The sequence below is a fragment of the Dictyoglomus sp. LHC4 genome (assembly GCF_055181355.1).
Map to the genome: position 1 here is coordinate 1,549,278 of NZ_CM143707.1, position 26,042 is coordinate 1,575,319.

The 26,042-nt window shown below is 31.6% G+C and carries 27 protein-coding genes and 1 pseudogene; 4 read left to right on the top strand and 24 right to left on the bottom strand.

What is annotated here, in order from left to right:
• Nucleotides 1–68: 68 nt before the first annotated feature.
• The 24 genes and pseudogenes from thpR to uvrC all read right to left on the bottom strand — a co-directional run bounded on the left by thpR (nucleotide 69) and on the right by uvrC (nucleotide 22,535).
• On the bottom strand, nucleotides 69–650 hold the full coding sequence (gene thpR / locus ACY3JO_RS07880) for an RNA 2',3'-cyclic phosphodiesterase (protein WP_463084450.1): 582 nt from the start codon (nucleotides 648–650) through the stop codon (nucleotides 69–71).
• Nucleotides 631–1,128, bottom strand: coding sequence for a CDP-diacylglycerol--glycerol-3-phosphate 3-phosphatidyltransferase (pgsA, locus tag ACY3JO_RS07885; protein ID WP_463084451.1), 498 nt, complete (start codon nucleotides 1,126–1,128; stop codon nucleotides 631–633). Before pgsA ends, thpR begins: the two co-directional genes overlap by 20 nt.
• Nucleotides 1,125–2,444, bottom strand: coding sequence for a 30S ribosomal protein S12 methylthiotransferase RimO (gene rimO, locus ACY3JO_RS07890; protein WP_463084452.1), 1,320 nt, complete (start codon nucleotides 2,442–2,444; stop codon nucleotides 1,125–1,127). The genes pgsA and rimO overlap by 4 nt, the downstream gene beginning before the upstream one ends.
• Nucleotides 2,441–3,184 carry a helix-turn-helix domain-containing protein gene (locus ACY3JO_RS07895; RefSeq protein ID WP_463084453.1) on the bottom strand — a complete coding sequence of 248 codons (744 nt, stop codon included), beginning with the start codon at nucleotides 3,182–3,184 and terminating at the stop codon, nucleotides 2,441–2,443. Before ACY3JO_RS07895 ends, rimO begins: the two co-directional genes overlap by 4 nt.
• Nucleotides 3,160–3,879, bottom strand: a complete 720-nt coding sequence (locus tag ACY3JO_RS07900; protein ID WP_463084454.1) for a pseudouridine synthase — start codon at nucleotides 3,877–3,879, stop codon at nucleotides 3,160–3,162. The genes ACY3JO_RS07895 and ACY3JO_RS07900 overlap by 25 nt, the downstream gene beginning before the upstream one ends.
• Before the next feature lie 2 nt (nucleotides 3,880–3,881).
• The gene (gene scpB, locus ACY3JO_RS07905) at nucleotides 3,882–4,391 is read right to left on the bottom strand and encodes an SMC-Scp complex subunit ScpB (protein WP_463084455.1); all 510 of its coding nucleotides are present in this window, start codon (nucleotides 4,389–4,391) and stop codon (nucleotides 3,882–3,884) included.
• Nucleotides 4,366–5,040 carry a segregation/condensation protein A gene (locus tag ACY3JO_RS07910; protein WP_463084456.1) on the bottom strand — a complete coding sequence of 225 codons (675 nt, stop codon included), beginning with the start codon at nucleotides 5,038–5,040 and terminating at the stop codon, nucleotides 4,366–4,368. Before ACY3JO_RS07910 ends, scpB begins: the two co-directional genes overlap by 26 nt.
• The gene (gene trpS / locus ACY3JO_RS07915; RefSeq protein ID WP_463084457.1) at nucleotides 5,034–6,026 is read right to left on the bottom strand and encodes a tryptophan--tRNA ligase; all 993 of its coding nucleotides are present in this window, start codon (nucleotides 6,024–6,026) and stop codon (nucleotides 5,034–5,036) included. The genes ACY3JO_RS07910 and trpS overlap by 7 nt, the downstream gene beginning before the upstream one ends.
• A 46-nt stretch (nucleotides 6,027–6,072) precedes the next feature.
• The gene (locus ACY3JO_RS07920; protein ID WP_463084458.1) at nucleotides 6,073–6,678 is read right to left on the bottom strand and encodes a site-2 protease family protein; all 606 of its coding nucleotides are present in this window, start codon (nucleotides 6,676–6,678) and stop codon (nucleotides 6,073–6,075) included.
• Between the two features lie 9 nt (nucleotides 6,679–6,687).
• Nucleotides 6,688–7,992: a pyrimidine-nucleoside phosphorylase gene (locus ACY3JO_RS07925; protein WP_463084459.1), complete on the bottom strand. Its 1,305-nt coding sequence runs from the start codon at nucleotides 7,990–7,992 to the stop codon at nucleotides 6,688–6,690.
• A complete protein-coding gene (locus tag ACY3JO_RS07930; RefSeq protein ID WP_463084460.1) occupies nucleotides 7,989–9,173 on the bottom strand; it encodes a phosphopentomutase in 1,185 nt (394 codons plus the stop codon). Before ACY3JO_RS07930 ends, ACY3JO_RS07925 begins: the two co-directional genes overlap by 4 nt.
• The gene (gene xerD, locus ACY3JO_RS07935; protein WP_463084461.1) at nucleotides 9,170–10,060 is read right to left on the bottom strand and encodes a site-specific tyrosine recombinase XerD; all 891 of its coding nucleotides are present in this window, start codon (nucleotides 10,058–10,060) and stop codon (nucleotides 9,170–9,172) included. The genes ACY3JO_RS07930 and xerD overlap by 4 nt, the downstream gene beginning before the upstream one ends.
• Nucleotides 10,057–10,776, bottom strand: a complete 720-nt coding sequence (gene rlmB / locus ACY3JO_RS07940; protein WP_463084462.1) for a 23S rRNA (guanosine(2251)-2'-O)-methyltransferase RlmB — start codon at nucleotides 10,774–10,776, stop codon at nucleotides 10,057–10,059. The genes xerD and rlmB overlap by 4 nt, the downstream gene beginning before the upstream one ends.
• Nucleotides 10,777–10,793: 17 nt before the next feature.
• On the bottom strand, nucleotides 10,794–11,288 hold the full coding sequence (ispF, locus tag ACY3JO_RS07945) for a 2-C-methyl-D-erythritol 2,4-cyclodiphosphate synthase (RefSeq protein ID WP_463084463.1): 495 nt from the start codon (nucleotides 11,286–11,288) through the stop codon (nucleotides 10,794–10,796).
• A complete protein-coding gene (ispD, locus tag ACY3JO_RS07950; protein ID WP_463084464.1) occupies nucleotides 11,249–11,941 on the bottom strand; it encodes a 2-C-methyl-D-erythritol 4-phosphate cytidylyltransferase in 693 nt (230 codons plus the stop codon). Before ispD ends, ispF begins: the two co-directional genes overlap by 40 nt.
• Nucleotides 11,929–12,534 (bottom strand): annotated as a pseudogene (locus ACY3JO_RS07955) (TRAM domain-containing protein); the annotation flags it as partial. The pseudogene ACY3JO_RS07955 and the gene ispD, both read right to left, overlap by 13 nt.
• Nucleotides 12,535–12,791: 257 nt before the next feature.
• Complete coding sequence (gene disA / locus ACY3JO_RS07960; protein WP_463084465.1) at nucleotides 12,792–13,850, bottom strand: DNA integrity scanning diadenylate cyclase DisA; 1,059 nt, start codon at nucleotides 13,848–13,850, stop codon at nucleotides 12,792–12,794.
• 1 nt (nucleotide 13,851) lies between these two features.
• The gene (gene radA / locus ACY3JO_RS07965; protein WP_463084466.1) at nucleotides 13,852–15,201 is read right to left on the bottom strand and encodes a DNA repair protein RadA; all 1,350 of its coding nucleotides are present in this window, start codon (nucleotides 15,199–15,201) and stop codon (nucleotides 13,852–13,854) included.
• 8 nt (nucleotides 15,202–15,209) lie between these two features.
• Nucleotides 15,210–17,675: an ATP-dependent Clp protease ATP-binding subunit gene (locus ACY3JO_RS07970; protein WP_463084467.1), complete on the bottom strand. Its 2,466-nt coding sequence runs from the start codon at nucleotides 17,673–17,675 to the stop codon at nucleotides 15,210–15,212.
• A gap of 31 nt (nucleotides 17,676–17,706) precedes the next feature.
• Nucleotides 17,707–18,762, bottom strand: coding sequence for an ATP--guanido phosphotransferase (locus ACY3JO_RS07975; RefSeq protein ID WP_463084468.1), 1,056 nt, complete (start codon nucleotides 18,760–18,762; stop codon nucleotides 17,707–17,709).
• The gene (locus tag ACY3JO_RS07980; RefSeq protein WP_463084469.1) at nucleotides 18,759–19,193 is read right to left on the bottom strand and encodes a UvrB/UvrC motif-containing protein; all 435 of its coding nucleotides are present in this window, start codon (nucleotides 19,191–19,193) and stop codon (nucleotides 18,759–18,761) included. Before ACY3JO_RS07980 ends, ACY3JO_RS07975 begins: the two co-directional genes overlap by 4 nt.
• Entirely contained in the window at nucleotides 19,183–19,767 is a 585-nt protein-coding gene (gene pdxT / locus ACY3JO_RS07985; protein ID WP_463084470.1) for a pyridoxal 5'-phosphate synthase glutaminase subunit PdxT, read from the bottom strand. The genes ACY3JO_RS07980 and pdxT overlap by 11 nt, the downstream gene beginning before the upstream one ends.
• A 1-nt stretch (nucleotide 19,768) precedes the next feature.
• Entirely contained in the window at nucleotides 19,769–20,656 is an 888-nt protein-coding gene (gene pdxS, locus ACY3JO_RS07990; RefSeq protein WP_463084471.1) for a pyridoxal 5'-phosphate synthase lyase subunit PdxS, read from the bottom strand.
• Between the two features lie 100 nt (nucleotides 20,657–20,756).
• Nucleotides 20,757–22,535, bottom strand: a complete 1,779-nt coding sequence (gene uvrC / locus ACY3JO_RS07995) for an excinuclease ABC subunit UvrC (RefSeq protein WP_463084472.1) — start codon at nucleotides 22,533–22,535, stop codon at nucleotides 20,757–20,759.
• A 131-nt stretch (nucleotides 22,536–22,666) separates the two neighbouring features.
• On the opposite strand from uvrC, the gene argS reads away from it, so the two are divergent.
• From argS to ACY3JO_RS08015, 4 genes are read left to right on the top strand one after another with little or no spacing between them, the layout of a single operon-like run.
• A complete protein-coding gene (gene argS / locus ACY3JO_RS08000) occupies nucleotides 22,667–24,322 on the top strand; it encodes an arginine--tRNA ligase (RefSeq protein ID WP_463084473.1) in 1,656 nt (551 codons plus the stop codon).
• Nucleotides 24,323–24,334: 12 nt separating this feature from the next.
• The gene (locus ACY3JO_RS08005; RefSeq protein WP_463084474.1) at nucleotides 24,335–24,982 is read left to right on the top strand and encodes an MBL fold metallo-hydrolase; all 648 of its coding nucleotides are present in this window, start codon (nucleotides 24,335–24,337) and stop codon (nucleotides 24,980–24,982) included.
• A 16-nt stretch (nucleotides 24,983–24,998) separates the two neighbouring features.
• Nucleotides 24,999–25,550, top strand: a complete 552-nt coding sequence (locus tag ACY3JO_RS08010) for an HD domain-containing protein (RefSeq protein WP_463085666.1) — start codon at nucleotides 24,999–25,001, stop codon at nucleotides 25,548–25,550.
• A gap of 16 nt (nucleotides 25,551–25,566) precedes the next feature.
• The gene (locus ACY3JO_RS08015) at nucleotides 25,567–26,034 is read left to right on the top strand and encodes a QueT transporter family protein (RefSeq protein ID WP_463084475.1); all 468 of its coding nucleotides are present in this window, start codon (nucleotides 25,567–25,569) and stop codon (nucleotides 26,032–26,034) included.
• The last annotated feature ends 8 nt before the right edge of the window (nucleotides 26,035–26,042 follow it).

A 26,042-nucleotide genomic window follows, 5' to 3' on the forward strand; every position in this document is an offset into this window, starting at 1 on the left:
AATAGGAGTTTTTTGAAAATTTATTCTTCTTTATCCTATTTTTTGCATTATTTTAAGATTATTTCTATTTACATATGTTTTTTAAGAGTCACTTTATAAATTGGTTGATATATAGGTCCTTGAGGAGTAAGGTTACTTTCAAAAAGTACGATTTCTTCAACTAAAATCTCTTCTTTTTTAAAATCAAAATCCTGTAAAATTCTAATATTTTCTTTAACCCTTCCAAGAGTTAGATGAGGAGAAAAAGGCTTTTTCTCTTTTGGTATTCCTTTTTTTACCAAACGTCTTTCAATAAGATCAAAGATCTTTTCCAAATTTCCTAATTCATCTTTAATTCCTATCCACAATACTCTCGGAGAACTAAGAGACGGAAATCCCCCAAAACTCTCTAAAGTTATAGAAAAAGACTCTACATAGTGACTTACCTCATCCAAAACCTCTTTAATTTCATCAACATATTTTTCAGGAACTTCTCCTATAAATCTTAAAGTAAGATGAAAATTCTCTTTTTCGACCCATTTTACATTACCAATTATGGAATTTCTTACACTTTTCTGAAAAACAAAAATCCTTTCCTTTAGATTTTCTGGAAAATCTATGGCTATAAATAATCTTTTATAATTTATGTCTTTAGAAGATTTCTCTGTCATATTTGTAAAAATAATAAGCTCCAGAATATAAAGTCAAAATTAAAGCAATTCCTATCAAATACTCTTTCAAAGGTAGGCTTAGAATATAAAAAATTATAGCCATATCTTGAAAAACTGTTTTTATCTTGCCTGATCTTAAGGCAGGAAGAACTATATTTTTTTGTAGTAATGCCATTCTCAATCCCGTAACCATAAATTCTCGGAAAAGAATAAATATTACAATCCATGGCGATATCAAATTCATACTAACAAAATATATTAAAATACTTATAACCAAGATCTTATCAGCTAAAGGATCCAAAAATTTACCTAAATTAGAAATTTTGTTATATCTTCGAGCAATTTCTCCATCTAAATAATCAGTCAGAATAGCTAATAAGAATAAAGCAAAAGATAAAAAAGAACTCTTCGATAAAAGTAAAAGGATAGGAAAGGTTAAGAAAATACGGAAAATAGTAAGGAAATTAGGAATATTCATACTATCTCTCCTAATAAATCATAAGATTTGTATTTTTTAATTCTAACCTTTACTTTTTCACCCATTTTAATTTTCTTTTTTTCTGCCCCTAATATGTAGATAAGACCATCTACTTCTGGAGCTTCTCTCCAACTTCTTCCGTAAAAATATCGCCCATCAAAACCTTCTACTATAACTTCTAACTCTTTATCTACCATCTTTTTATTTAAATCCTTAGATATTTCCCTTTGTTTACTCATAATAATATCTACTCTTTTTTTCTTTTCTTCTTCATCTATTTGATCTGGAAGATTTTGGGCTTTGGTACCATCCTCTGGATAATATGGAAAAACTCCGAGTCTATCAAAATAGTATTCTTGTATGAAATTATATAATTCCTCGAACTTTTTTTCTGATTCTCCTGGAAATCCCACAATAAATGTTGTTCTAATTACAGCATCAGGGAAATTTTCACGAATGTTAATCCAAATATTAATTATTTCACTTTTTCCATAATTTCTATTCATATTTTTAAGGATCTCATCATTAACATGTTGTAAGGGAATATCAAAATAAGGCACAATCTTCTCAGAATTCTTAATAAGTTGGATAATTTCATTATCTAATCTACTTAGATATAAATATAGCAATCTTATATAAAAATCTCCTTTAATTTTTTCAAGCTTACTAAGAAGTCTTGCTAAGGATGGTTTTCCATATAAATCTTCACCATATCTTGTGGTATCTTGAGATATTATATTAATCTCTTTTACACCATTTCTTATTAGTTTCTCTACCTCATTTACAATATCTTCTATCTCTCTACTTCGCATCCTACCCCTTATATACGGAATAGTACAATAACTACAAAAATTATTACATCCTTCTGATATTTTCACATATGCACTATAAGGAGTAAAAAGTAATCTGGACATTGCAGAAGTATAAAGAAAGTTAGAAGCTGGAGAGGTAATAACTTTTTCCGTAAATCTGTTATCTTTATTCAACAAACTTTTGAAATTCATATATTCACCAGGTCCTATAAACAAATCTACAAATGGGAATTTACTCTCCAAATCCTTTTTAAATCTTTCCACAAGGCAACCTGTAACTACTATCTTTTTACCTAATTTCTTATATTTCTCTAATGAACGTATATTACTTTCTGATTCCTCTAAAGCAGGTTTTATAAAAGCACAAGTATTAACCAATAGAAGATCTGCCTCTTCTTCTGAGAATGTAAGAGTATACCCTAATTCTTTCAAAAAACCTAAAATTATTTCTGTATCCACTTGATTTTTAGCACAACCTAAATGTATAATACCTGCCTTTTTCATGGTACCTTTAATTTTATTACTTCTCCTCTTTTTCCTAAAACACCCATGCTTTGTTCATTATAAAATATTTCTATACCCCCTGCATTTCCTATATGAAAATATAAAGATGTATAAGTCCAAGTTAATACATCCCCCTTATTTAAAATTCCCTCATAAATAATCTTTTCATCATTGAAAACCCTAATCCAAGTTCTTTCATTAGCAATCACCTTTATAGTAGAACTTAACGTATTTTCACTCTGCGGAAAGATCGTCTCAGTGGAAGTATAAGTAGAACTTCCAAGGGAATATGTATATGAACTTTCTTGTTTATTACTTATAGAATAAAGAGTATATGTAGGTTCTTTTTGAGTTATTAATCTTGATTGAAAATATGATGATATAAAAATAGTTGTTAAGAGTATAACAACAACCAAGATATATATTCCATATTTCCACTCACACCTACTTCTATCCTTATTTTTAAAAGGTATCTCTATTTTATCTTCATTTCTGCCATACTGTGAGTAGTATAAATCTATAATATTATTTTCATTTAGGCCAATAATATTTGCATATTTCTTAATGATTGCCTTTTTATAAAAATCAGATAGATTAATCTTATCAAAAGTATCATTTTCTATAGCTTCTAAATATCTATAACTTATCTTTAAAAGAGAGGAAACTTCTTTTAAATCTAATCCTTTCTTCTCTCTCTCTTCTCTAAATATCTCTCCTAAGCTTTTAGGCTCTCCAACCATGTCAACTCTCTTTTAGTCAAAAATCTAATATCTCCTGGTTTTAAATTTCCAAGCTTTATTTCTCCTATTTGTACCCTTTTCAATTTTAATACTTCATAATTAAACAAGGATAACATTCTCCTTATCTGTCTTTTCCACCCTTGATATAAAACCACTCTAAGCATGCTTATATTTCCTTTAGCCCAAAGTATTACAAATTCAGCTGGTAATGTTTTTCCTTCTTCTAAAATAACACCTTCTCTTAGTTTTTTCAACTCTTCTTCTGTCGGAATTCCTTTTACAATTACTTCATAAACCTTAGGTATTTTATATTTCGGATGAATAATATAATTAGCAATCTCCCCATCATTAGTACAAAGTAAAATACCTTCACTATCTTGATCTAATCTTCCTACAGGATATACCCTATAAGATATATTTTTGATTAATAAAAGATCTTTTACCGTTTTTCTTCCAAAGGGATCATATAAGCTTGATATATATCCCACAGGCTTATATAAAGCCAAATAGATCTTTTTTTCTGGAGTTAAAATTTTTCCTTCTACTTCTACTTTATCTTTCTCTGGATCTATTTTACAACCTAAGGTAGTTATTACATTTCCATTTACTTTTACCTTACCTTGAATAATAAGTTCCTCTGCTTTTCTACGAGAAGTAAAACCGCATTTTGCAATATATTTTTGAAGCCTTTCCATACCTATTTTTTAATTCTTTCCTCTAATTCTTTTTTATCTTCTATAATAAAATATCTAAAGAATTCTTCTCCAATTCCATATATAAATGGTCTTCCAATAGTCTCTTTTCTTCCTATAATCCTTATAAGCCTTCGCTCTAACAAATTAGAAAGAATTCCATCAACTTTTGTTCCCTTTATAGCTTCTATCTCAGCCTTTGTCACAGGTTGATGATAATAGATTATAGCAAGCACTTCTAAAGCTGATCTTGATAATCTCTCAGTACCCTTAGATGAATATCTCCATACAGCTTCTGCAGTATCTGGCGAGGTTGCAAATTCATATCCATCATTTATTTTATAAATATTAATACCTCTTTCTTCATACTCTTTTTTAAGTTCTTCTAATAATTCCTCCACCTCTTTATCATCTATATCCAAGAATTTGGCTATCTCCTTAGAAGAAATAGGTTTCTCAGAAACAAAAAGGATAGCTTCTATCTGTTTTTTATACTTTTGTCTCAACTCTCTCATCTTCCATCACTTTAAAAATTATCTCTCCTAAATATTCATTTTGGAAAACCACAACCTTTCCTTTATTTACTAAATCACATAAAGCAAGAAAATAACAGATTTTATCTATTTTATTTTTCCCTTTCACTATCTCCGAAAATTTTCCTTCTTTTTTAGCTATAATATCCAAAGCTTTATTTTCAATATCTATTATAAAATGATCCTCTAAATAATTTAACTTCTGTATTAAGCTTTTTTTTCTTTCCAGAAAGAGAAGATAAATTTCTGTCAAATTTATTTTTTCATTTTGGTCCAAAATTAATACGTCTTCCTTTTTACTAAAACCTCGTCTAAATATAAGAAGGCTCCTTCCCTCTTTTTCCCTTAGATAAGGAACCAATTCTCTCCAATCATCAGAAAAAGGCAAAAATTCATCTTCCTTTTTCTCTACGTCAGATATATTCTTCTTTTTTGAACCGAATAATCTTTTAATTTTACTCTCTAATATTTCTACTGTTACATCTAAAAAAGATGTCGTAAGCTCAAGATCATTCCACTTATTTTCTCCCAATGAGTAATACTGATCAATCAAATCCTTAAGAGGAAAAATAGATATATCAATCTCCTTTTGCAAGAATTCCTTTATTGTGAGAAATGGATTAATTACCATTTTATCTTTAATCCCATAGCTTCTCTAACAATATCCATGGTTTTTCGAGCTTCTTCTCGAGCCTTTTTATTTCCTTCAAATAGAATATCCCAAGTAGTCTTTTTATCATTAAAATAAATCTTACGTTTTTCCCTAATAGGTGTCAAAAAGCTATTTAATTTTTCTGAAAGTTTCATTTTACACTCTACACATCCAATCTCAGCCCTTCTACAGGCCTTTGCAATCTCTTCAGTTTCATCTTTATTAAAGATTTTATGATAAGCAAAAACAGCACAAACTTCTGGATGTCCTGGATCATTTCTCCTTATACGTGCAGGATCAGTTACCATTCCTCTTACTATCTTTTTAAGTTCTTCCTCCTCTGTATCTAAAGGGATCGTATTGCCATAACTTTTTGACATTTTTCTCCCATCTGTCCCTACAAGTTCTGGGACATCAGAAAGTTTGGCTTGAGGTTCTGGAAATATGGGAGAATAAAAATAATTAAATCTTCTTGCTATCTCTCGAGTAAGTTCTAAATGAGGTAATTGATCCTCTCCAACAGGAACAGTATCAGCTCTATAAATTAAAATATCTGCAGCTTGGAGAACAGGATACCCTAAGAATCCATATGTAAAAAGGTCTCTTCCTTCCATCTCTCTTAATTGCTCTTTATAGGTAGGATTTCTTTCTAACCATGGTAGGGGTACAAACATGGAAAATAACAGAAAAAGTTCAGCATGCTCAGTTATATCTGATTGCCTAAATATCACAGCTTTGTTAGGATCTATTCCCACTGCTAACCAATCACATATCATATTAAAAACATTATCTTTCACCTCTTCTGTCTCCCTATAATGTGTGGTCAAGGCATGCCAATCAGCAATTTCAAAAAAACATTCATAGGAATTTTGAAGTTCTACCCAATTCTTTAAAACTCCCAAAAGATGCCCCAAATGCAATTTTCCCGTTGGTCTCATACCACTTAATATTCTCCCAGCTTTCATTCAAAACCCTCCCAGATAATTCAGTATTTTTCAAGATAGGATTATATCAAAAATTTAGTCCTAAAAGATAAAAGAAGAAACTTAAAAGGGGACTCATAATTGTATAAAGAATATTAGTCAAAATAAGAATCATTAGGATAAATATACCATAAATTCCTAAAGATTGATAATACCTTCTATATTTATAAGGAAGAATTGCTTCTAACACATGAGAACCATCTAAAGGGGGAATAGGTATTAAATTAAAAATGCCTAAAAAAACATTAAGAATAGCAAGCTCTATACAAAATCTGATAAAACCGATTGGAATATATAATCCTTCTATTCTCCAAAATATACTTACTAAAAAAGCTAAGGTAAAATTAGCAAAAGGACCAGCCAAAGATACTAAAACTATACTTTTTTCTCCCCTTCTTAAATTATCAAAATTAACTGGAACAGGCTTTGCCCAACCAAACCTAAAAAGGAGTAGCATTAAAAAACCAATAGGATCTATATGAGCTAAAGGGTTCAAGCTTAACCTACCTGAAAGACGAGGAGTAGTATCTCCTTCCATTTCAGCCATCTTTCCATGAGCATATTCATGAACTGTTATTGCTATCAATATGGCTACTATTCTCCATAAATATAATACTAAGTTATTAAATCCCATAAATACCTCCTACATAATTATATCCAATATTAATGGTAATGGCTCCCTTTTATGGGGACCTATTTTTATCGCTTCTTTAAATACCTCTTGAGCTTTTCTTAATTTTTCAGCATCATTAGCATAAAAAGTCACTATAGGTTCATTTTTAGTAACTTTATCTCCTATCTTCTTATGCAATTTTAAACCAACATAAAGATCAATTTTATCATCCTTTTTAGCCCTCTCTGCACCTAAGGTCATCACCGTTTGAGCCACCTTGTATGCATCTAACTCTTCAATATACCCTTCTTCTAAGGTATATATCTCCTTTTGTACTTTGGCATTTAAAAGAGGAGAGTAATCATCAATAATCTTAAAGTCTCCGCCCTGATAAATTATTAAATCTCTAAGTTTATTAAAAGCCTTTCCACCTAGCAAAGCACTCTTAACTTTTTCTCTCAAAATCTCGTCATCTTCTTTTTCCCCAGCAACTTTAAGAGCAACAATTGATAAAACCGTTACTAACTCTATTAGATCTGAAGGTCCTCTACCCTTTAATACCTCTATTGCCTCTAATACTTCTAAAGAATTACCGACAGTGTTCCCTAAGGGCTGGTCCATTTGAGATATTACAGCAGCCATTTTTCTACCCATATTTTTTCCAATTTCAACCATGATTTTAGACAACTCCTTAGCTGAATTTATATCTTTCATAAATGCACCTTTACCTACCTTAACATCCAATACAATTACATCCGAACCTCCTGCTATCTTTTTACTCATTACGCTACTTGCGATAAGAGGAATAGAATCAACAGTTCCTGTTACATCTCTTAAAGCATATATTTTTTTATCAGCTGGTACTAAATTCTCTGTTTGACCAACTATAGCTATTCCTATTTCTTTAACTTGCTTAATAAATTCTTCATCGGATAAATAAGTTCTAAAACCTGGAATTGACTCTAATTTATCAATAGTACCTCCTGTATGTCCAAGACTCCTCCCTGACATTTTTGCTACAGGATACCCTAAGGATGCAATAAGAGGAGCAAAAACTAATGTTGTTTTATCACCTACACCCCCTGTACTATGTTTATCTATTTTTGTTCCTGGAATATTTGATAAATCCAAAACCTTACCTGAAAAAGCCATTTCCTTTGTTAAAGAAACAATCTCTTGAATATTCATACCTCTAAAATAAATTGCCATAAGCAAAACCGACATCTGATAATCTGGTATATCTCCCTTTACATAACCATTAATTATATAGGATATTTCATCGTCAGTTAATGGATGTCCATCTCTCTTTTTAATAATAAGATCTACCATATTCATAATATATTCCACCCTTCCTGAATAATACTTAAGAAACTCTTTCCATCAAGATTATTTTCAACTTTAAAGTAATCTGCTATTGTCTTTCCTAAATTAGCAAATGTCATTTGTATCCCTAAAGAATAGTTGTTTTTAAAATCTGGAGAATAGATAAGCAGAGGAACATACTCTCTTGAATGATCTGTACTTGGAGTTGTAGGATCACATCCATGATCTGCGGTTATTATTAAAAGATCTTTATCAGATAATAATTTCATAATCATTGGCAAGGATTTATCAAACTCTTCCAATGCTTTAGCCATACCAAAAGGATCATTTCTATGACCGTAAAGAGTATCAAAATCTACTAAATTTACAAAAATGAGACCCTCTTTTAATTTGTTCCAAGCAAGAAAAATATTTTCTATACCCTCTGCATTATTTTTTTGATGAAGAGAATATGTTAATCCTCTTCCTGCAAAAATATCCTCTATCTTTCCTACTCCAATTACATCATAATCATTATTTTTTAAAAAATCTAAAAGAGTATTACGGGGTGGAGGTAATGAAAAATCTTTTCTCTTAGGAGTACGATAAAAATTACCAGAGGTTCCTGCAAAAGGTCTCGCAATAATCCTTGCAACTGCATGTTCACCTTGTAAAATACTACGCGCTATTTCACACATTCTATATAATTCTTCTACAGGGATAACATCCTCATGAGCTGCAATCTGAAACACACTATCTGCGGATGTGTAAACAATAGGACAACCAGTTTTAATATGCTCTTCTCCCAATTCCTTAATTATCTCTGTACCAGAAGCAGGCTTATTCCCTAAAACTTTCCTCCCAATAGCTTTTTCAAATTTTTCTATTATTTCTTTTGGAAATCCATTTGGGTAAGTAGGAAAGGGTTTATCCAAAATTATACCTGATATCTCCCAATGACCAGTAGTAGTATCTTTTCCTGGGGAAGCTTCAGCCATCTTTCCATAAAATGCCAAAGGTCTTTCTTCGTAAGGAATTCCTTTTATAGGATATATATTAGATAAACCTAATTTACCCATATTAGGTAAATTTAATCCTCCCACTGCTTCTGCTGTATTTGCTAAGGTATTACTTTCTTCATCTCCATACTTAGAAGCATCAGGAAGCTCACCAATTCCCACCCCATCTAATATTATTAATATTACACGTTTCATTTTTCTTGCCTCCGCCCTAAAGGATGTGCTCTTCTATAAACTTCATGCAATTTACTGGAAACCACATGAGTATATATTTGCGTCGTAGATATATCAGAGTGACCAAGAAGCTCCTGAACAATACGAATATCAGCACCATTCATTAGTAAATGAGTAGCAAAGGTATGTCTAAAAGTGTGTGGAGATACTTTTTTAGATAAACCTAAGATCTTAGAATATACTTTTATGATATACCAAACACCTTGTCTTGTAATCCTATATCCTTTTTTATTTAAAAATAAAGCATCGCTATCTACAGGCTTAAAATATTCTCTTACTTTAAGATATTTTTCAATACTCTCTGAAGCGTACTCTCCTATTGGAACAATTCTTTCTTTTTCTCCTTTTCCAAAACACCTTATATATTTTTCTTTCAAGTTAACATTGTATAAATTTAGATTAACTAATTCAGAAACCCTCATACCTGTACCGTATAGGGTTTCCAAAATAGCCTGATTCCTAATACCTAAGGGGGAGGAAGGATCAGGAAGATCTAAAATACTATCTATCTCTTTTTTATCTAAAACCTCAGGAAGATAAATAGGTATCTTAGGAGTAAGTATCATACTTCCATAATTTTTAGAAAGATAGCCTTCTCTTATGAGAAATCTCAAAAAAGTTCTTATAGCTGAAATCTTCCGGGCAATAGATTTTATCTTATACTCCTTGTATAAGGTAGATAGATATTTCTGCCAATCTTCTCTATTAAAATCCTTTAAATTCTTCTTCTCTCCTTTTAAGAATGAAATAAAATGTTCTAAATCCCTTTTATATGCTTCTAAGGTATTAGAGGATAAATTTTTTTCGAATTTCAGATAAAAAAGAAAATCTTCTAATTTATCCCTCATAGACTTTCTCTTAGCTTATACAAAATAATTCCAAGAGCAACTGATACATTCAAAGAGTTCACTTTTCCATAGGGTGGTATCTTCACCAAAAGATCACAAGATTCCTTAACAAGCCTGTGAAGCCCCTCACCTTCGCTCCCTATTACTAAAGCCAAAGGAAATCTGTATTTTACTTTATCGAATTCAATATCAGTATCCAAATCTGCGCCTACTATAAGGAAATTCTCCTCTTTAAGATTCCTTAAAAAATTTGCCACATTAGATACTCTAACAACAGGTATAAAAGATAAAGCACCAGCTGAAGCCTTAAAAACAGTGGGAGTTAATCCAACACTTCTAAATTTAGGGATTACAATAGCAGATGCACCTAAAAACTCACAGGTTCGAGCAATCGCACCTAAGTTTCTTGGATCTTGAATATGATCTAAAATTACGATTATACTATTATTATCCAACTTTGTTTTTAAGTCTTCCCAAGAAACATATGGAACAGATGAGACAATAGCTAATATACCTTGAGAATTATCTTTTACTTCATTATCAATAAAATTTCTATCCACATATTGAATAGGTATATTTTTATCTTTAGCAAGATTTATTATCTCCTTGAATTTTTTATCAAAATGAATACCTTTTGCAATATAAATCTTGTTTATATTCAAATCTCCTTTTAAAGCCTCTAAAACAGGATTTTTTCCATATATTTTCTCTTCCATAAAAACTCTCCTTTTATTCAATATGCAATTAGAACTACTGCAAAGGCTGCAATTCCCTCTTTTCTCCCAATAAAACCCAATCCTTCGTTAGTAGTAGCCTTTATATTTACAGCTGATTTATCTATTCCTAAAGTAAAAGATATTCTCTCAATAATAGCTTCTCTATAAGGTAAAATCTTTGGCTCTTCTGCAATAATCATACCATCAATATTAATAATTTTTATCTTTCTTTCCTCTAAAAGACTTCTTACTTTTTCCAGTATGACCATACTTGATATGCCTTTATAATTTATATCCGAATTTGGGAAATAATATCCAATATCATAAAGTCCAGAAGCACCAAGAAGAGCATCCGAGATAGCATGAATAAGTACATCCCCATCAGAATGTCCCTTTAATCCCTTTGGATAAGGAATCTTTACCCCACCTATATATAAATCTTTTCCTTCTTCAAAAGGATGTACATCATAACCTAAACCAACTCTAATATTTTGGGAATGTAATCTATCCATATTAAATCTTCCTTTGTAGTAATTTTTATGTTAAAAGGATCTCCTTCCACTATGTATACTGGATAACCCAATCTTTCTAATAATACAGCATCATCAGTGCCTAAAAATCCATCTTGAAGAGCCTTATTATGAGCTTCTAATAATAAATTATATGGAAACATTTGGGGTGTTTGAATAAGCCATATTTTTTTTCTTTCTAAGGTAGCCTCTACCCTTCCTTTTTCATCTACTAACTTTACTGTATCTTTTGAAGGAATACCTAAAATACCAGAAGTTTTTCTTTCAATACAAAAATCTATTAATTTCTCTATATTCTCTATCTTTACAAATGGTCTTGCTGCATCATGTATTATTACATATTCGCATGGTTCCTCGATACTCCTAATCCCATTACAGACAGAATGTTGTCTTTCTTTGCCCCCTACTACTAACTTTATTTTTTTTGATAAATTCCATTCTTCAATCTTTTCCTGATAAAAATTCACCTTATCCTCTCTAACTACTAATATTAACTCTGATATTCTTTTGACCTTATCAAAAGTCTTCAAAGAATAGTAAATCAGAGGCTTATCTTTAATTTCCACAAGAAGTTTATCATCCCCAAATCTTACACTCTTTCCTCCAGCCACAATTATACCTACTATTTTTTCCAATGATCCTTATCCTCCCTTACCCTACCAAAGATAAGTCTTCCTGCAGCAGTTTGAAAGACACTTGTGACAACAACTTTTACAATTTGTCCTATATATTTTCTTCCATTTTCCACTACCACCATAGTTCCATCCTCTAAATAAGCAACCCCTTGTCCAGCCTCTTTTCCTTCTTTAACAATATTTAGGGTAAGCTCTTCTCCTGGTAAATATATTGGTTTTACAGCATTTGATAATTCATTTATATTTAACACTGTTATACCTTCTATTTTAGCAAGTTTATTTAATCCATAATCATTAGTTACTATTTTGCCCTTCAAAAGTTTCGCTAACTTTACCAATTTAGAATCTACACTTTGAATTTTAGGAAAATCCATATCTACAATTACTACTTGATCCCCCAATTCTTTTCTTATTTGATTTAGATTATCAAGTCCAAATCTTCCCCTATTCTTCTTTAAAGATTCTGAAGAATCAGCGAGTTGTTGCAATTCCTTTAAAATAAAGCGGGGAATAATTATTTTCCCTTCTATAAAATTTGTCTTCAATATATCTACTATTCTTCCATCTATAATTACACTTGTATCAAGTATTTTTACATACGGGAAATTATTAAAATCAAAAAACCTCATTCTGAAAATAAAATAAATATATATAGCAAAGACTAAAAAGGCAAAAATAAAATTTAATATATAAAGAGTATTGCCTTTGTTATACAAAAAAGACACGAATGAAAAAACTAAAAGACCTACAAATAACAAAGAAACTATTATAAACCATAATTTCCAAAGTTTTTTCATAAAGTCTCAGTCCCCCAAAAAATAAAATATTTAAATAAATCCCCTAAAAAATTTTAAAAAACTGAAGAAATTCTTTGTAACCTGCTTAAAGCCTCTCTTATTTTTTTAGCTCTCACCTCCCCAACCCCTTCTATATTATCAAGATCCTCAAAGCTACTTTCTATAATTTTAGGCAAACTACCAAAATATTCCACAATATTGTCAATAATAGCAGACGGAATAGATGTTATTCGATTTAGAATTCTATAACCTCTTGGTGTTACTAATATACTTATTTCTATTTCTTCTTTCTTATATCCCAATATCTCACCTGCAACTATAGCAAACTCTTGAAAATTTCCCTTAAAATTATCTAAAAGCTCCTTCAAAATTTCATCTGCTTCAGTAGGCTTCCTCTTGTAATCTTTTATAACTAAAATTGTCTCTTCCTTAACACCTGCAAGTAAAGCTTCTAACTGTATTTCAATTAACCTTCCTTCTATGCCAAGTTCTATAAGATAATTCTCCACTTCCTTATGAATTGTGAATAGCATACATGCCCTATGCAAAAATATAAGCACATCATAAAGATTGACTTGATTTTCCAATTCTAAAGAATTTAACTTATTCAAAAGATCATCATATATATTCCTGTATCTTTCCATAGTTTGAAGTGCTTGAGAAGCTTTAGTTAATATTTCTCCTACATCTCTTAGAACATACTTCCAATTATCCTGAAAAAGGGTAATCGTATCCTTTCTTTGAGAGACACTAATAACTAAACATCCTATCTGCCTTGCCACTCTTTCTGCTGTAGCATGTCTTGCTCCTGTTTCAGAAGAAGGAATATTGGGATCAGGCAACAATATCACATTTGCATAAAGAATTTTCTTCGCTTCTTTACTCAGTATTATTGCTCCATCCATCTTTGAAAGCTCATAAAGCCTATTGGGGGTAAATTCTATGTCTAATGGAAATCCACCATTCATAATTGGTTTAAGTTTCTCTGCCTCTCCTATTACTATTAATGCTCCGGTCTTTGCTTTTACAATCTGCTCTAAGCTTTCCCTTAAGGGTGTACCTGGAGCCACAAACTTCAATGCTTGTACAACAAATTTTTTTGGATCTGCCATTTTAAGCCCACACCTTCTCTATTTCTAAAATATTAGAAACAGGAATAAAATAAAAATCTTCCTGATCTATAATTTTACTTTTAGAAGGAATTATTGCTTTTATAAAACCAAATTTCTTTGCTTCCAAAATTCTCTTTTCTAAATGTGGTGTACTTCTTACTTCTCCTCCTAATCCTATCTCACCTATTGCTATCAAATCGTGGGGAAGAGGTTTATCCTTCAGAGCAGAAAGTATGGCCAACACTATCCCTAAGTCTATTGCAGGCTCTTCAATTTTTAAGCCTCCTACCACATTGAGAAAAACATCTTTATCAGAAAAATTAATTCTAAGTTTTTTCTCTAAAACTGCTAAAAGAAGTATTACCTTATTTAAATCTATTCCTGATGTTATCCTTCTTGGATACGTTGTATTGGTTTTACTAACCAACGCTTGTACTTCAACTAATAAAGGTTTTGTACCTTCTATTATTGGTATAACTATTGAGCCTGATATAGCTAAATTCCTATTCTCAAGCAATCTTTGAGAAATATCTTCAACTTCAATTAAACCCTCATCCTTCATCTCATAAAGCAGAAAGTCATTAGTTGGTCCAAACCTATTTTTTACAACCCTAAGTACTCTAAAATCACTATATCTTTCCCCTTCCAGATATAAGACCACATCTACTAAATGTTCTAATAATTTTGGACCTGCTATATCTCCTTCCTTTGTTACATGGCCTACTAAAATTACAGGGATCTTTGTTTTTTTTGCAAAATTTACCATCTTATTAGTACATTCCCTTACTTGAACTACATTTCCAGGAGATGTAGGAAACTCGGAGGAATAAACAGTTTGAATAGAATCCACAATTACCAAAGAATAATCAGATTTTTCTAAATAGGGTAGAATCGCCTCAATATCCCTTTCACATACAAAATCTATTTGAAGATTTGAACTACTTTTTGAAACTCTCTTAAGCCTAATTCCTACTTGCGAAAAAGTTTCTTCTGCCGATAAATATAAAACCTTTGCATTTTTACTCTGAATAGCAACAGCAATTTGTAAAAGTAGAGTAGATTTTCCTATCCCTGGTTCTCCACTTAATAAAATTACAGCCCCCTCTACAATCCCCCCTCCCAATATAAAATCAAATCCTCTTAACCCACTTTGTATTCTTTTCTCTTCTAACTGTGATATAGAATCTAATCTTACAACTTTTAAATTTTCTTCGCCTTTTAATGTTTTACTTTCTTTTTCAGAAATTTCTATAAAGGAATTCCAACTTTGACAGTTAGGACATCTGCCAAACCATCTTATACTTTCGTATCCACATACTTGACATACAAATTTAGTTTTTATTTTCGTCATTTACATTTTTATTTAGAAGGCTCCTTTGCTAAAGTGACTTTTCTGAAAACAATATTGCCATCTTTACTAAGTTCTGCCTTTATAATATCTCCTTCATTAAAATCACCCTGAAGAATAAACTCAGCAAGTGGATCTTCAATATAATATTGAATAGTTCTCTTTAATGGTCTTGCACCATATTGAGGATCACACCCTTTTTCTAATAGGAATTCTTTTAAATCATCAGAAAGTTCTATATCTAATTTCTTTTCTCTCAATCTTTCTCTAACTGGTTTCAAAAGAAGATCTAATATTTTTCTAAGATCTTCCTTTGTTAATGGTCTAAAGAAGACAATCTCGTCTAATCTATTCAAGAATTCAGGTCTGAAATATTTCTTCATTTCCGAAAGTATAGTTTCCTTTATCTTATCAAAGGATTTTTCTCGGTCCTCTTTTGATGCAAACCCTATTGTAGCTTCTTGTTTGAAGTATTCAGCGCCAAAGTTAGATGTCATTATTAATATGGTATTTCTAAAATTAACTCTTCTTCCATGTCCATCTGTAAGCTGTCCTTCATCCATTATTTGTAACAATATATTAAAAACATCACTATGGGCTTTTTCTATTTCATCAAATAGGATGACAGAATAAGGTCTTCTATGAACCTTTTCCGTTAACTGACCACCCTCCTCATATCCCACATATCCAGGGGGAGCACCAATAAGTCTTGATACAGTATGTTTCTCCATATATTCAGACATATCTAATCTAATTAAAGCATTTTCATTTCCAAAAAGGTATTCAGCTAAAGCTCTTGCAAGTTCGGTCTTTCCAACACCCGTTGGACCTAAGAACATAAATGCACCTATAGGTCTTCTTGGATCTTTCAAACCAGACCTTGATCTTCTTATAGCTCTTGACACAACACTTACAGCCTCATCTTGAGAAATAATTCTCTTATGAAGTTCTTCTTCCATTCTGAGTAATCTTTCTCTTTCTTCCATAAGAAGTTGTGCTACAGGTATACTAGTCCAGCTCGCCACCACTTGAGCTACATCCTCTGGAGTTACTACTCCTTCATTCTCAATAGATGTAGTAGCTAAGAAATTCTTAAGATATTCTTCAATTCTTCTTTCTTCATCTCTAAGTTGAGCAGCCCTTTCAAAAGCTTGATTTCTGATAGCTATTTCTTTTTGTTCTCTTATTCTTGCAAGTTCCAATTCTAAATTACTATGAGCGGTAGATTTCTGCCTTTTCAGTCTGACTCTTGCAGCTGCCTCATCAATTACATCTATAGCTTTGTCAGGAAGAAATCTATCAGTGATATACCTTACAGAAAGTTTAACAGCCTCTTCTAATGTTTCATCAGAAATTTTAACCCTATGATGAATTTCATATTTTTCTCTCAATCCCTTAAGAATTTCCAATGTCTCTTCTGGAGTTGGCTCATTAACTATAACAGGTTGGAATCTCCTTTCTAAAGCTCCATCTTTTTCTATATATTTTCTATATTCTTGGGGAGTTGTTGCTCCAATAACTTGAATTTCTCCTTTTGCTAAAGAAGGTTTTAAAATATTAGCTGCATCTACAGCTCCTTCAGCAGCTCCAGCTCCAACTAAGGTATGAATCTCATCTATAAACAAAACTACATCCTTTGCCATCTTTACTTCTTCTATTATCCTCTGCATTCTTTCCTCAAACTCACCTCTATACTTTGTACCAGCTACTATGCTACCCATATCTATAGCTACAATTCTTTTATTTAACAACGTTTCTGGTACATCTCCTTCCACAATTTTTTGGGCTAATCCTTCTACGATAGCTGTCTTCCCTACTCCAGGTTCTCCAACAAGTACTGGGTTATTCTTAGTTCTTCTACTCAATATTTGAATTATTCTTTCTAATTCCTTTTCTCTCCCAATAACAGGATCAAGTTTACCCTGTCTTGCAAGCTGAGTTAAATCTCTACCAAATTCATCCAAGGTGGCTGTTATAGCTCTCTTCTTCTTATTTGTATTCTGGGAAGCAATTTGTCTTCCCTTTATCTTTGCTGGATCAATTGGTTCTCCTAATAACTTAAGTATTTCTACTGTAACATCCTCTATCCTTACTCCCATTCCCTCTAACACGTGAGCTGCTACACCTTCTCCTTCCTTCAACAACCCAAGAAGTAAATGCTCTGTACCAATATAATTATGATTCAATTCTTGCGCAGATTCAGAAGCATACTCTAAGACCTTCTTGGCTCTTGAAGTAAAAGGAAGGGCTCCATAGGAGGTACCATCACCACGACCTATTAGTCTCTCTATCTCACTCCTGAGGTAATTAAGATCAAGACCCAAGTTTATCAAAACTTGAGCAGCTATGCCTCCATCCTCACGGAGTAACCCCAGGAGAATATGTTCTGTACCAACAGTAGAATAATTAAGCCTTCTTGCCTCCTCCTGTGCTAAGAGTAGTACTCTGTAAGCTCTTTGCGTCAACTTATCCATCATTTTCTATACACCTCCTTAACATGACACCTCCCTAATCTATTTTATAATTTTTGAAAACATCATGCAATAAATCTGCCCTCACCCTATCCCTTTCTTCAGGATCCATTTCCCTACCTAATTTAACTTGTAAATGAGCAGGCAACGTTAATATCAATAACAAATCTAATAATTTGATTGGTAAATTTATTATTTTATAAAAAGTACCAAATCTAATATTAGAAAGTAAAGAGATAACCTCCAAACTTTCTAAATATTTAGCATAATTTATAATACCCCATGCTCTTCCAAGAATATCTTCTACCCATCTTCTCCTTTCCTCAAAAAGTAATTCTCGAGCCTTTATTTCTTCATTGACGATTTTTAAAGCTATTTCCTCCATTTTTTGTATTAATTCTTCTTCGCTACAACCCAGAGAGGATTTACTTGCAATTTGATAAAAACCAGCTATAGCCTTAGTATTCTCACCATAAAAACCCCTAATCAAAACCTTAGAAGATCTCAACCTCCTAAAAAGATTTTTAATTTTCCCAGTAAAAGTTAGACCCGGTAGATGTACCAAAAAAGATATTCTTAGGCCACATCCTAAATTAGTTATACAAGAGGTAAGATAACCCATACTATTATCAAAGGCAAAATCAAAATATTCGGAAATATGATTTTCCAAAGATTGAAGCATTTTCCAACTCTCATCAATTTCTAATCCACCACTTAAAACTTGAATTCTGAAATGATCTTCTTCATTTAATCTAATACTCAATTTACCATCTTTTCTTACAATAAGACCTGTACCAGATAGATTATTAAACTGATCTTCACTTATTAAGTGTTTTTCTATTAAAACTTCAGATACTAATTTAGATAATTTCTCCAATCTCAAAAAATCGTAATCTTTATTAAATTTAGTGTCATTTTCAAATACCCATTCAACCTTATTTATAAACCTTTTTCTTTGCGGTTCGGAAGCTTGATTTGGGAATGGAAATTCTCTAACATTCCTCGCTAATCTTATCCGAGTACTCAATATTATATCTTTATGTAAATTGTCTTCTCCAAGCCACTTAAGATACTTATAATAGAATTCTCTCATCCACTCCTCTCGTTCAATTTATTCAAGAAATCTCTTAACTTTGCTGCTTTTTCATAATTCTCTTCTTCTACTGCCTTCGACAATTCTATTTTATATTTAAGTATATCTTCTTTTTTAGAAGTATTTTTAGGAATTTTTCCCTTATGTTCTTTGTTTCCATGGTAACTCTTTATTATTTCTCCTAATTCATCCTTAAAAACAGAATAACAATAATAGCAACCCACCATACCTGTTTTCTCTATCTTCTTCCAGGTTCTTCCACAATTAGGACATCTCTTTTCTTCCTTATCCTGAGGAAAGGCATTTTGAAAAAGCCTCTTAATATATTCTTGCAAGCATTCTCCACAAAGGGAATATTCTCTTATTCCTTTCTCGTCTTTTATCTCTAAAAGATATATAGCTAAATTTTTATGGCATAAATCACATTTCATTCCTTCCAATACACCTCTGTAAAAAATATTCGTGTATTCTTGTGTCATCCGTTAGCTCTGGATGAAAGGTCAATCCTAAAATACTTTTTTCTTCTACAAAAACAGGCTTTTCCATAAATACTCCAAGTACTTTGACATCTTTTCCTACATCTAATATCTGAGGTGCCCTTATAAAAACAGCCTCAAAAGGTTTATCTCCTATAGCTGGAATATCTAAATAGGTGGAAAAGCTTTCTCTTTGCCTACCGTATGCATTTCTTGAAACTGTAATATCTAAAACTCCCAAACTTTTCTGATGAGGATGATTTTCTATTCTTTTTGCAAGAAGAATTAAACCTGCACAAGTTCCCATTGCAGGAAGGCCAGCCTTTATTGCATCTTGAAGTTTTTTAAATAATCCTGTATTTTCAAGAACAGTTAAAAAGGTAGTACTTTCTCCACCAGGTATAATGATTCCATCAATCTTATCCAAATCCTCCGACTTCTTTATAAGAATAGTATCTACATCCAATTTTTTAAGCATATTTTTATGTTCAATTATGGAACCTTGAATAGAAAGTATACCTATTCTCATTTTACCAACCTCTTGTCTGTAGTAATTCGGTTTCATTCAACTTCCTTATGTCAATACCAGGCATAGGTTCACCTAAATCCTCAGAAATTTCAGCTAAAACATAAGGATCATCATAGTAGGTTACTGCAAGAACAATCGCCCTTGCTCTTTTTCTTGGATCCTTAGACTTGAAGATTCCAGATCCAACAAATACACCATCTGCACCGAGATGCATCATTAAAGCTGCATCAGCAGGTGTAGCTATTCCTCCAGCAGCAAAATTTACAACTGGGAGCTTACCAAGCCTTTTTGTTTCCATTAACACCTCTAAAGGAGCACCTAACTCTTTAGCTTTTGTTACCAATTCATCATCAGGTAGTAACACTAAAGATCTTATTTCATCCATAATTTGTCTCATATGTCTTACTGCTTCTACCACATTTCCTGTTCCAGCCTCACCCTTAGTACGTATCATAGCTGCACCTTCTGCAATTCTTCTTAAAGCCTCTCCCAAATCTCTAGCACCACAAACAAAAGGAACTTTAAAAGCATGCTTATTTATATGATATTTTTCATCGGCAGGTGTCAAAACTTCACTCTCATCAATAAAATCTACACCTAAGGCTTCAAGAATCTGGGCTTCTACAAAATGCCCAATCCTTACCTTAGCCATAACAGGTATACTAACAGCAGACATTATCTCTTTTATCTTCTTTGGATCAGCCATTCTCGCTACTCCACCCTGGGCTCTAATATCAGCAGGTACCCTCTCCAAAGCCATCACAGCAACAGCCCCAGCTTCTTCTGCTATTTCAGCTTGCTCAGCATTAGTAACATCCATGATAACTCCACCTTTTAACATCTGAGCAAGACCTCTTTTTACTTTATCTGTTCCTGTAAATATTTCCATATTTCACAACCTCCTTTAAGGAAAAGGAATATATTTTTTAAAATGTATACTCCTTTTATAAAAAATTGTCAAAAGTTAAAGTATTAAAAATACTTTAAAGTTACCCATTAAAATACATATATATCTTTTCAGCAACCTTTTCAGGAATTCCTGGTATGTTTTTTAGTTCTTCTAAAGAAGCCTTTTTTATGTCTTCTATAGAAGAAAAATGTTCCATAAGTATTTTCCACCTCTTCTGGCCAACCCCTGAAATCTTCATTAAGGAAGGCTCTAATATCTTTTTTCTATGAAGCTTTCTATGATAAGAGATTGCAAACCTATGAGCCTCGTCTCTTACATGTTGTAATAAATGAAGAGCATAGGAATCCTTTGGAAGAACAATTGGTTTTGATCTATCTGGAAGAAAAATCTCTTCATTTTCCTTAGCAAGAGCTATAATTAATTTAGTCTTTATACCTATCTCATTAAGTACTTCCATAGCAGAGCTTAATTGTCCTTTTCCCCCATCAATAAGTATAATATCTGCCAAAGGATCTTCATCTATCCTTTTTAATCTTCTTCTTAATACCTCTTGAAGCATTAAGAAATCATTTGGGAATTCTTCTACGTACTTTATCTTATATCGCCTATATCTACCCTTATCAGGAAAACCTTTAAAAAAGAAAACCTTAGATCCTACAGCCTCCTTACCTTGAAGATTTGAAATATCAAAACCTTCTATGGACAATGGTATATCATCAAGCCCAAACAATTTTTGTAATTCTACAAGGGCTCCCCACACTTTCTCTGATTTTAAGCTTTCAATACTTAAATCCTTTAAAGCCATTTCTAAAAGTTTACTTTCATCTTCATTTACAGGTAGCCTTAAATTAACAGATGCTCCTTTCTTCTCAGAAAGATACTTAATAATATCAAAATCTTCGTAAGATATTTCTTGAGGAATTATAATAATATCAGGAATCTCCCTATTAAGATAATACTGAAGAATAAAAGCTCTAATTATTTCATCTTTAACAAAATCATAAGAAAGATTTAAGACAAATATTCTTTTCTCTATTAATTTACCTTCTCTTACAAGATATACTAAAATTTTGGCCTTATGATCCTCAATATATAATTGAATAAGATCTTTGTTTTCATTATTAAAAGAAATAATCTTTTGTCTTTCACCCAAATTTTGAAGAGTCTTTATCTTATCTCTCATTTTTGCTGCTTTCTCAAACTCTAAATTATCTGAATAATTTTTCATCTCTACAAACAATTTTTCAATTATCTTTTCATATTTACCTTCCAAAAAAGAAAGCACATCTTTTACCATATCCCAATACTCTTCCTTACTCACATATCCTTGACATGGAGCCTTACAGTTACCTATGTAATAATTAAGACAAGGTCTTTTAGGCTTGCTTTTTGGTAAATTCCAACTACAAGATCTCAGATTAAATATTTTCTTAACGAGAGATATTGTTTCTCTTACAGTACTACTTTGAGGATATGGGCCAAAATATTTAGCTCCATCATCTTCAAATTTTCTTGCTTTAATCAGTCTTGGATATTCCTCATTTAAGGTAAGTTTTAACAATGGATACTGCTTATCATCCCTTAGCTGTACATTCATTATAGGTTTATATTTTTTAATCAAAACGGATTCAAGAATTAAAGCTTCAGTTTCTGAATCAGTAACATAGTAGTTAATATCCTTAGATTTTCTTAATATATATTTCGCTTTTGGGGAATCGTCAGTTAAATAGGACATTACCCTCTTTCTTAGATTTTTTGCCTTGCCCACATAAATTACTTTTCCATTATAATCATTAAAAAGATATACCCCAGGTGAATCTGGAAGATTCTCAATCTTTTCTTTTATTCCCTTATACATTTCCTCCATCATAAATAAATTTTAAATCAGTATAGATAAAAGTTCAATTTTCACTAAAAGTTGCATCCTAAGAAGTTATAGGTTATATTATTAAAATAGTTTTACAAAATAAATCATAGGGAGTAAAAAGCATGAGAAAACATATACAAAATTTAGTAGAAAAAGCTATAAAAAAATATGAAGAGATTGAGAATATAAGTACTGACGGAATTGAAATCATTATAGAGGTCCCAAAACAGAAAGAATATGGAGACTATGCAACAGCTGTAGCCCTTCAAATAGCTCAAAAAAATAAAAAACCCCCAAGATTAATAGCAGAAAAATTAGTTACATTTTTAGATAGTTCTCCTTTTATTGAAAAAGTTGAAGTTGCAGGACCTGGCTTTATAAACTTTTTCCTAAATGAGAAGGCTTTATGGGAAACTATTAAAGATATAAGAAAAAACATAGATAAGTTAGTAAAAATACCCCCTAAAAAGAAAAAAATACAGTTGGAATTTGGTAGCATAAATCCTACAGGACCTATGCATATTGCTCATGCAAGAGGGGTTACTATAGGCGATTCATTAGCCAATCTATTTAGAAGAATAGGCTGGAATACAGAAAAAGAATTTTATATAAACGATGCAGGTACACAAATTGATCTTTTAGGAGAATCTTTATATGCCCGATATATGCAACTTCAAGGCAAGGATTATGAGTTACCAGAAGAAGGATATCATGGAATATATCTTATTGACTTAGCAAAAGAACTTCTCAATAAAAAGGAAGAAATTGAAAAACTATCTGATAATGAAAAGAAAGAATTCTTTAAAAATTATGCACTAAAAAAAATGTTAGAGAATATAAAGAATACCCTGTTAAATTTTGGGGTTGAATATGATGTATGGTTTAGTGAAAAGACTCTTCATGAAAACGGAAAAATTAAAGAGGTGCTTGATATTCTTGAAAAAAGAGGTTTTTCTTATTATAAAAAAGATGGGGCTATATGGTTTGCATCTACAAAATTTGGAGATGAGAAAGATAGAGTTTTAGTAAAAAGTGATGGAAAACCTACTTACTTTCTTGCAGACATAGCCTATCACTTAAATAAGATTGAACGAGACTTTGATTGGATAATAGATGTTTGGGGGTCAGATCATCACGGCCACGTAACAAGGCTAAAAGGAGCTATACAAGCCTTAGGCTATTCAAAAGATATCTTAGAGATAATTTTAGTACAAGTAGTTAAACTCATGAAAGGTAATGAAGAAATAAAAATGTCAAAAAGAACAGGTGATTTTGTAACTCTTGACGAAGTACAAGAGGAAGTTGGAAGAGATCCTATAAGATTTTTCTTCCTTTTAAGAAGTCCTGAAAGTCAATTGGATTTTGATTTGGAACTTGCTAAGAAACAATCCTTAGAAAATCCAGTATATTATGTTCAATATGCCCATGCAAGATGTTGTAGTATTTTGAAAAATGCTGAATTTCAAGGTTATAACCTATCAGACCTTGATAATGCAGATCTCTCATTGTTAAAGGAAGAAAAAGAGAAAGAGCTTATACTTACCCTTTTGAGATATCCGGAAAAATTAGAAGATATAACAAGAACATTGGAAATTCATCAGTTACCATTTTACCTCCTTAATTTAAGCTCTCTCTTTCATGGTTATTATGATTCCTATAAGGTATTAGTGGAAGATAAAAATCTTACCTTAGCAAGATTAGCCTTAATTGATTGTATCAGAATAATAATAAAAGATGCTTTAAATATATTAGGAGTTTCAGCTCCAGAAAAAATGTAGGGGGTGAAACTTATGAAGATAAGATGGTATGGACATTCGTGTTTTGTATTCACAAATTCAGAAGGAAAGAAAATCCTTACCGATCCTTTTGATACCTCTGTAGGCTATGAGATTCCTAAAGAAGAAGTAGATATTGTAACAGTAAGTCATTCTCACTTTGACCACAATGCAGTACATCTATTAAAAGGGACTCCTATTGTTGTAGAAGGAGAAGGAGAAACTACTATCCATAATGTTAAGATAAAAGGCTTTAATACATATCATGATGAGAAAAAAGGACAAAAAAGAGGTATTAACACTATTTATCTAATAGAAACAGATGGAATTAAGATACTTCATTTAGGTGATTTGGGACATCCTTTAACGGATGAGCATAAAGAAAGAATTGGAGATGTGGATATACTCTGTATACCAGTAGGTGGGATCTATACTATTGATGCTGATAAGGCTATAAAGACCATAGAAATAATAAAGCCTAAAATTGCAATACCAATGCATTATAAGACCCCACATCTTAAATTTGATCTTGCTAAAGTTGACGAATTCTTAAATAAGGTAAAATATCCAATTAAAAAATTTGATGAAAAAGAGATAGAAATTTCAAAAGATAAATTACCAACAAATACTGAAGTTTGGGTCCTTTATATTAACATCTTTTAAGGGAGGTTCATAGATGATATCAAGAGAAGAAGCTTTTAATAAACTAACAATATATGTGAAAAATAACAATCTAATAAAGCATATGATAGCAACAGAAGCTATAATGAGAGCTTTAGCAAGAAAATTTGGAGAAGATGAAGAGAAATGGGGAATTACAGGACTTTTACATGATATTGATTATGAAGTAACAGAAAAAGAACCTGAAAAACATAGTCTCTTAGCAGAAGAAATTTTAAAAGATGTATCTCTTCCTTCAGATATAATTGATGCTATCAAAGCTCACAATGAAATACATGGCTTACCAAGAGAAACCCTTTTAGCCAAATCACTATATGCTGTGGATCCCCTAACAGGTCTAATTGTGGCTGCAGCCCTTATACATCCTGAAAAAAAACTTGCACCATTAGATACAAACTTTATTCTAAATAGATTTAAAGAGAAAAGTTTTGCCAGAGGAGTAAATAGAGAACAAATAAAATCATGTGAAGAAATAGGATTATCCTTAGAAGAATTTATATCCTTAGGCTTAGAAGCAATGAAAGCTGTATCTAACGATTTAAACCTATAAGGAAAAGGGTGTTTCTATGAACACAAAAAAAATTTCAAGAATTGCTTTTTATGCAGTCATTTACAGTGTTATAACAATAGTGTTGTCTCCTATTAGCTATGGACCTATTCAAGTTAGAATTTCTGAATTCTTAACTTTATTTCCTTTTTTAGATTATTTTGCAATTCCAGGGCTATTTTTAGGATGTTTTATTGCTAATATCTTTAGCCCTGTTGGTTGGATAGATATGATCTTTGGTAGTTTGTGCACTTTAATAGCTGCATATTTAACAAGAAAGATGCCCAATATATATCTTGCTCCTTTACCACCAATTTTAGTAAATGCTTTTGGGGTTAGCCTTTATTTACATTTATTCTTTCACCTTCCATATTTTCTAAATGTTATTTATATAGGAATTGGTGAAGCTATTGCTACTTATGTAATAGGACTTCCAATTTTCTTATATATACTTAAAAGCCCACAATTAAAAAAATATTTTGAGTAAAGGGGTAG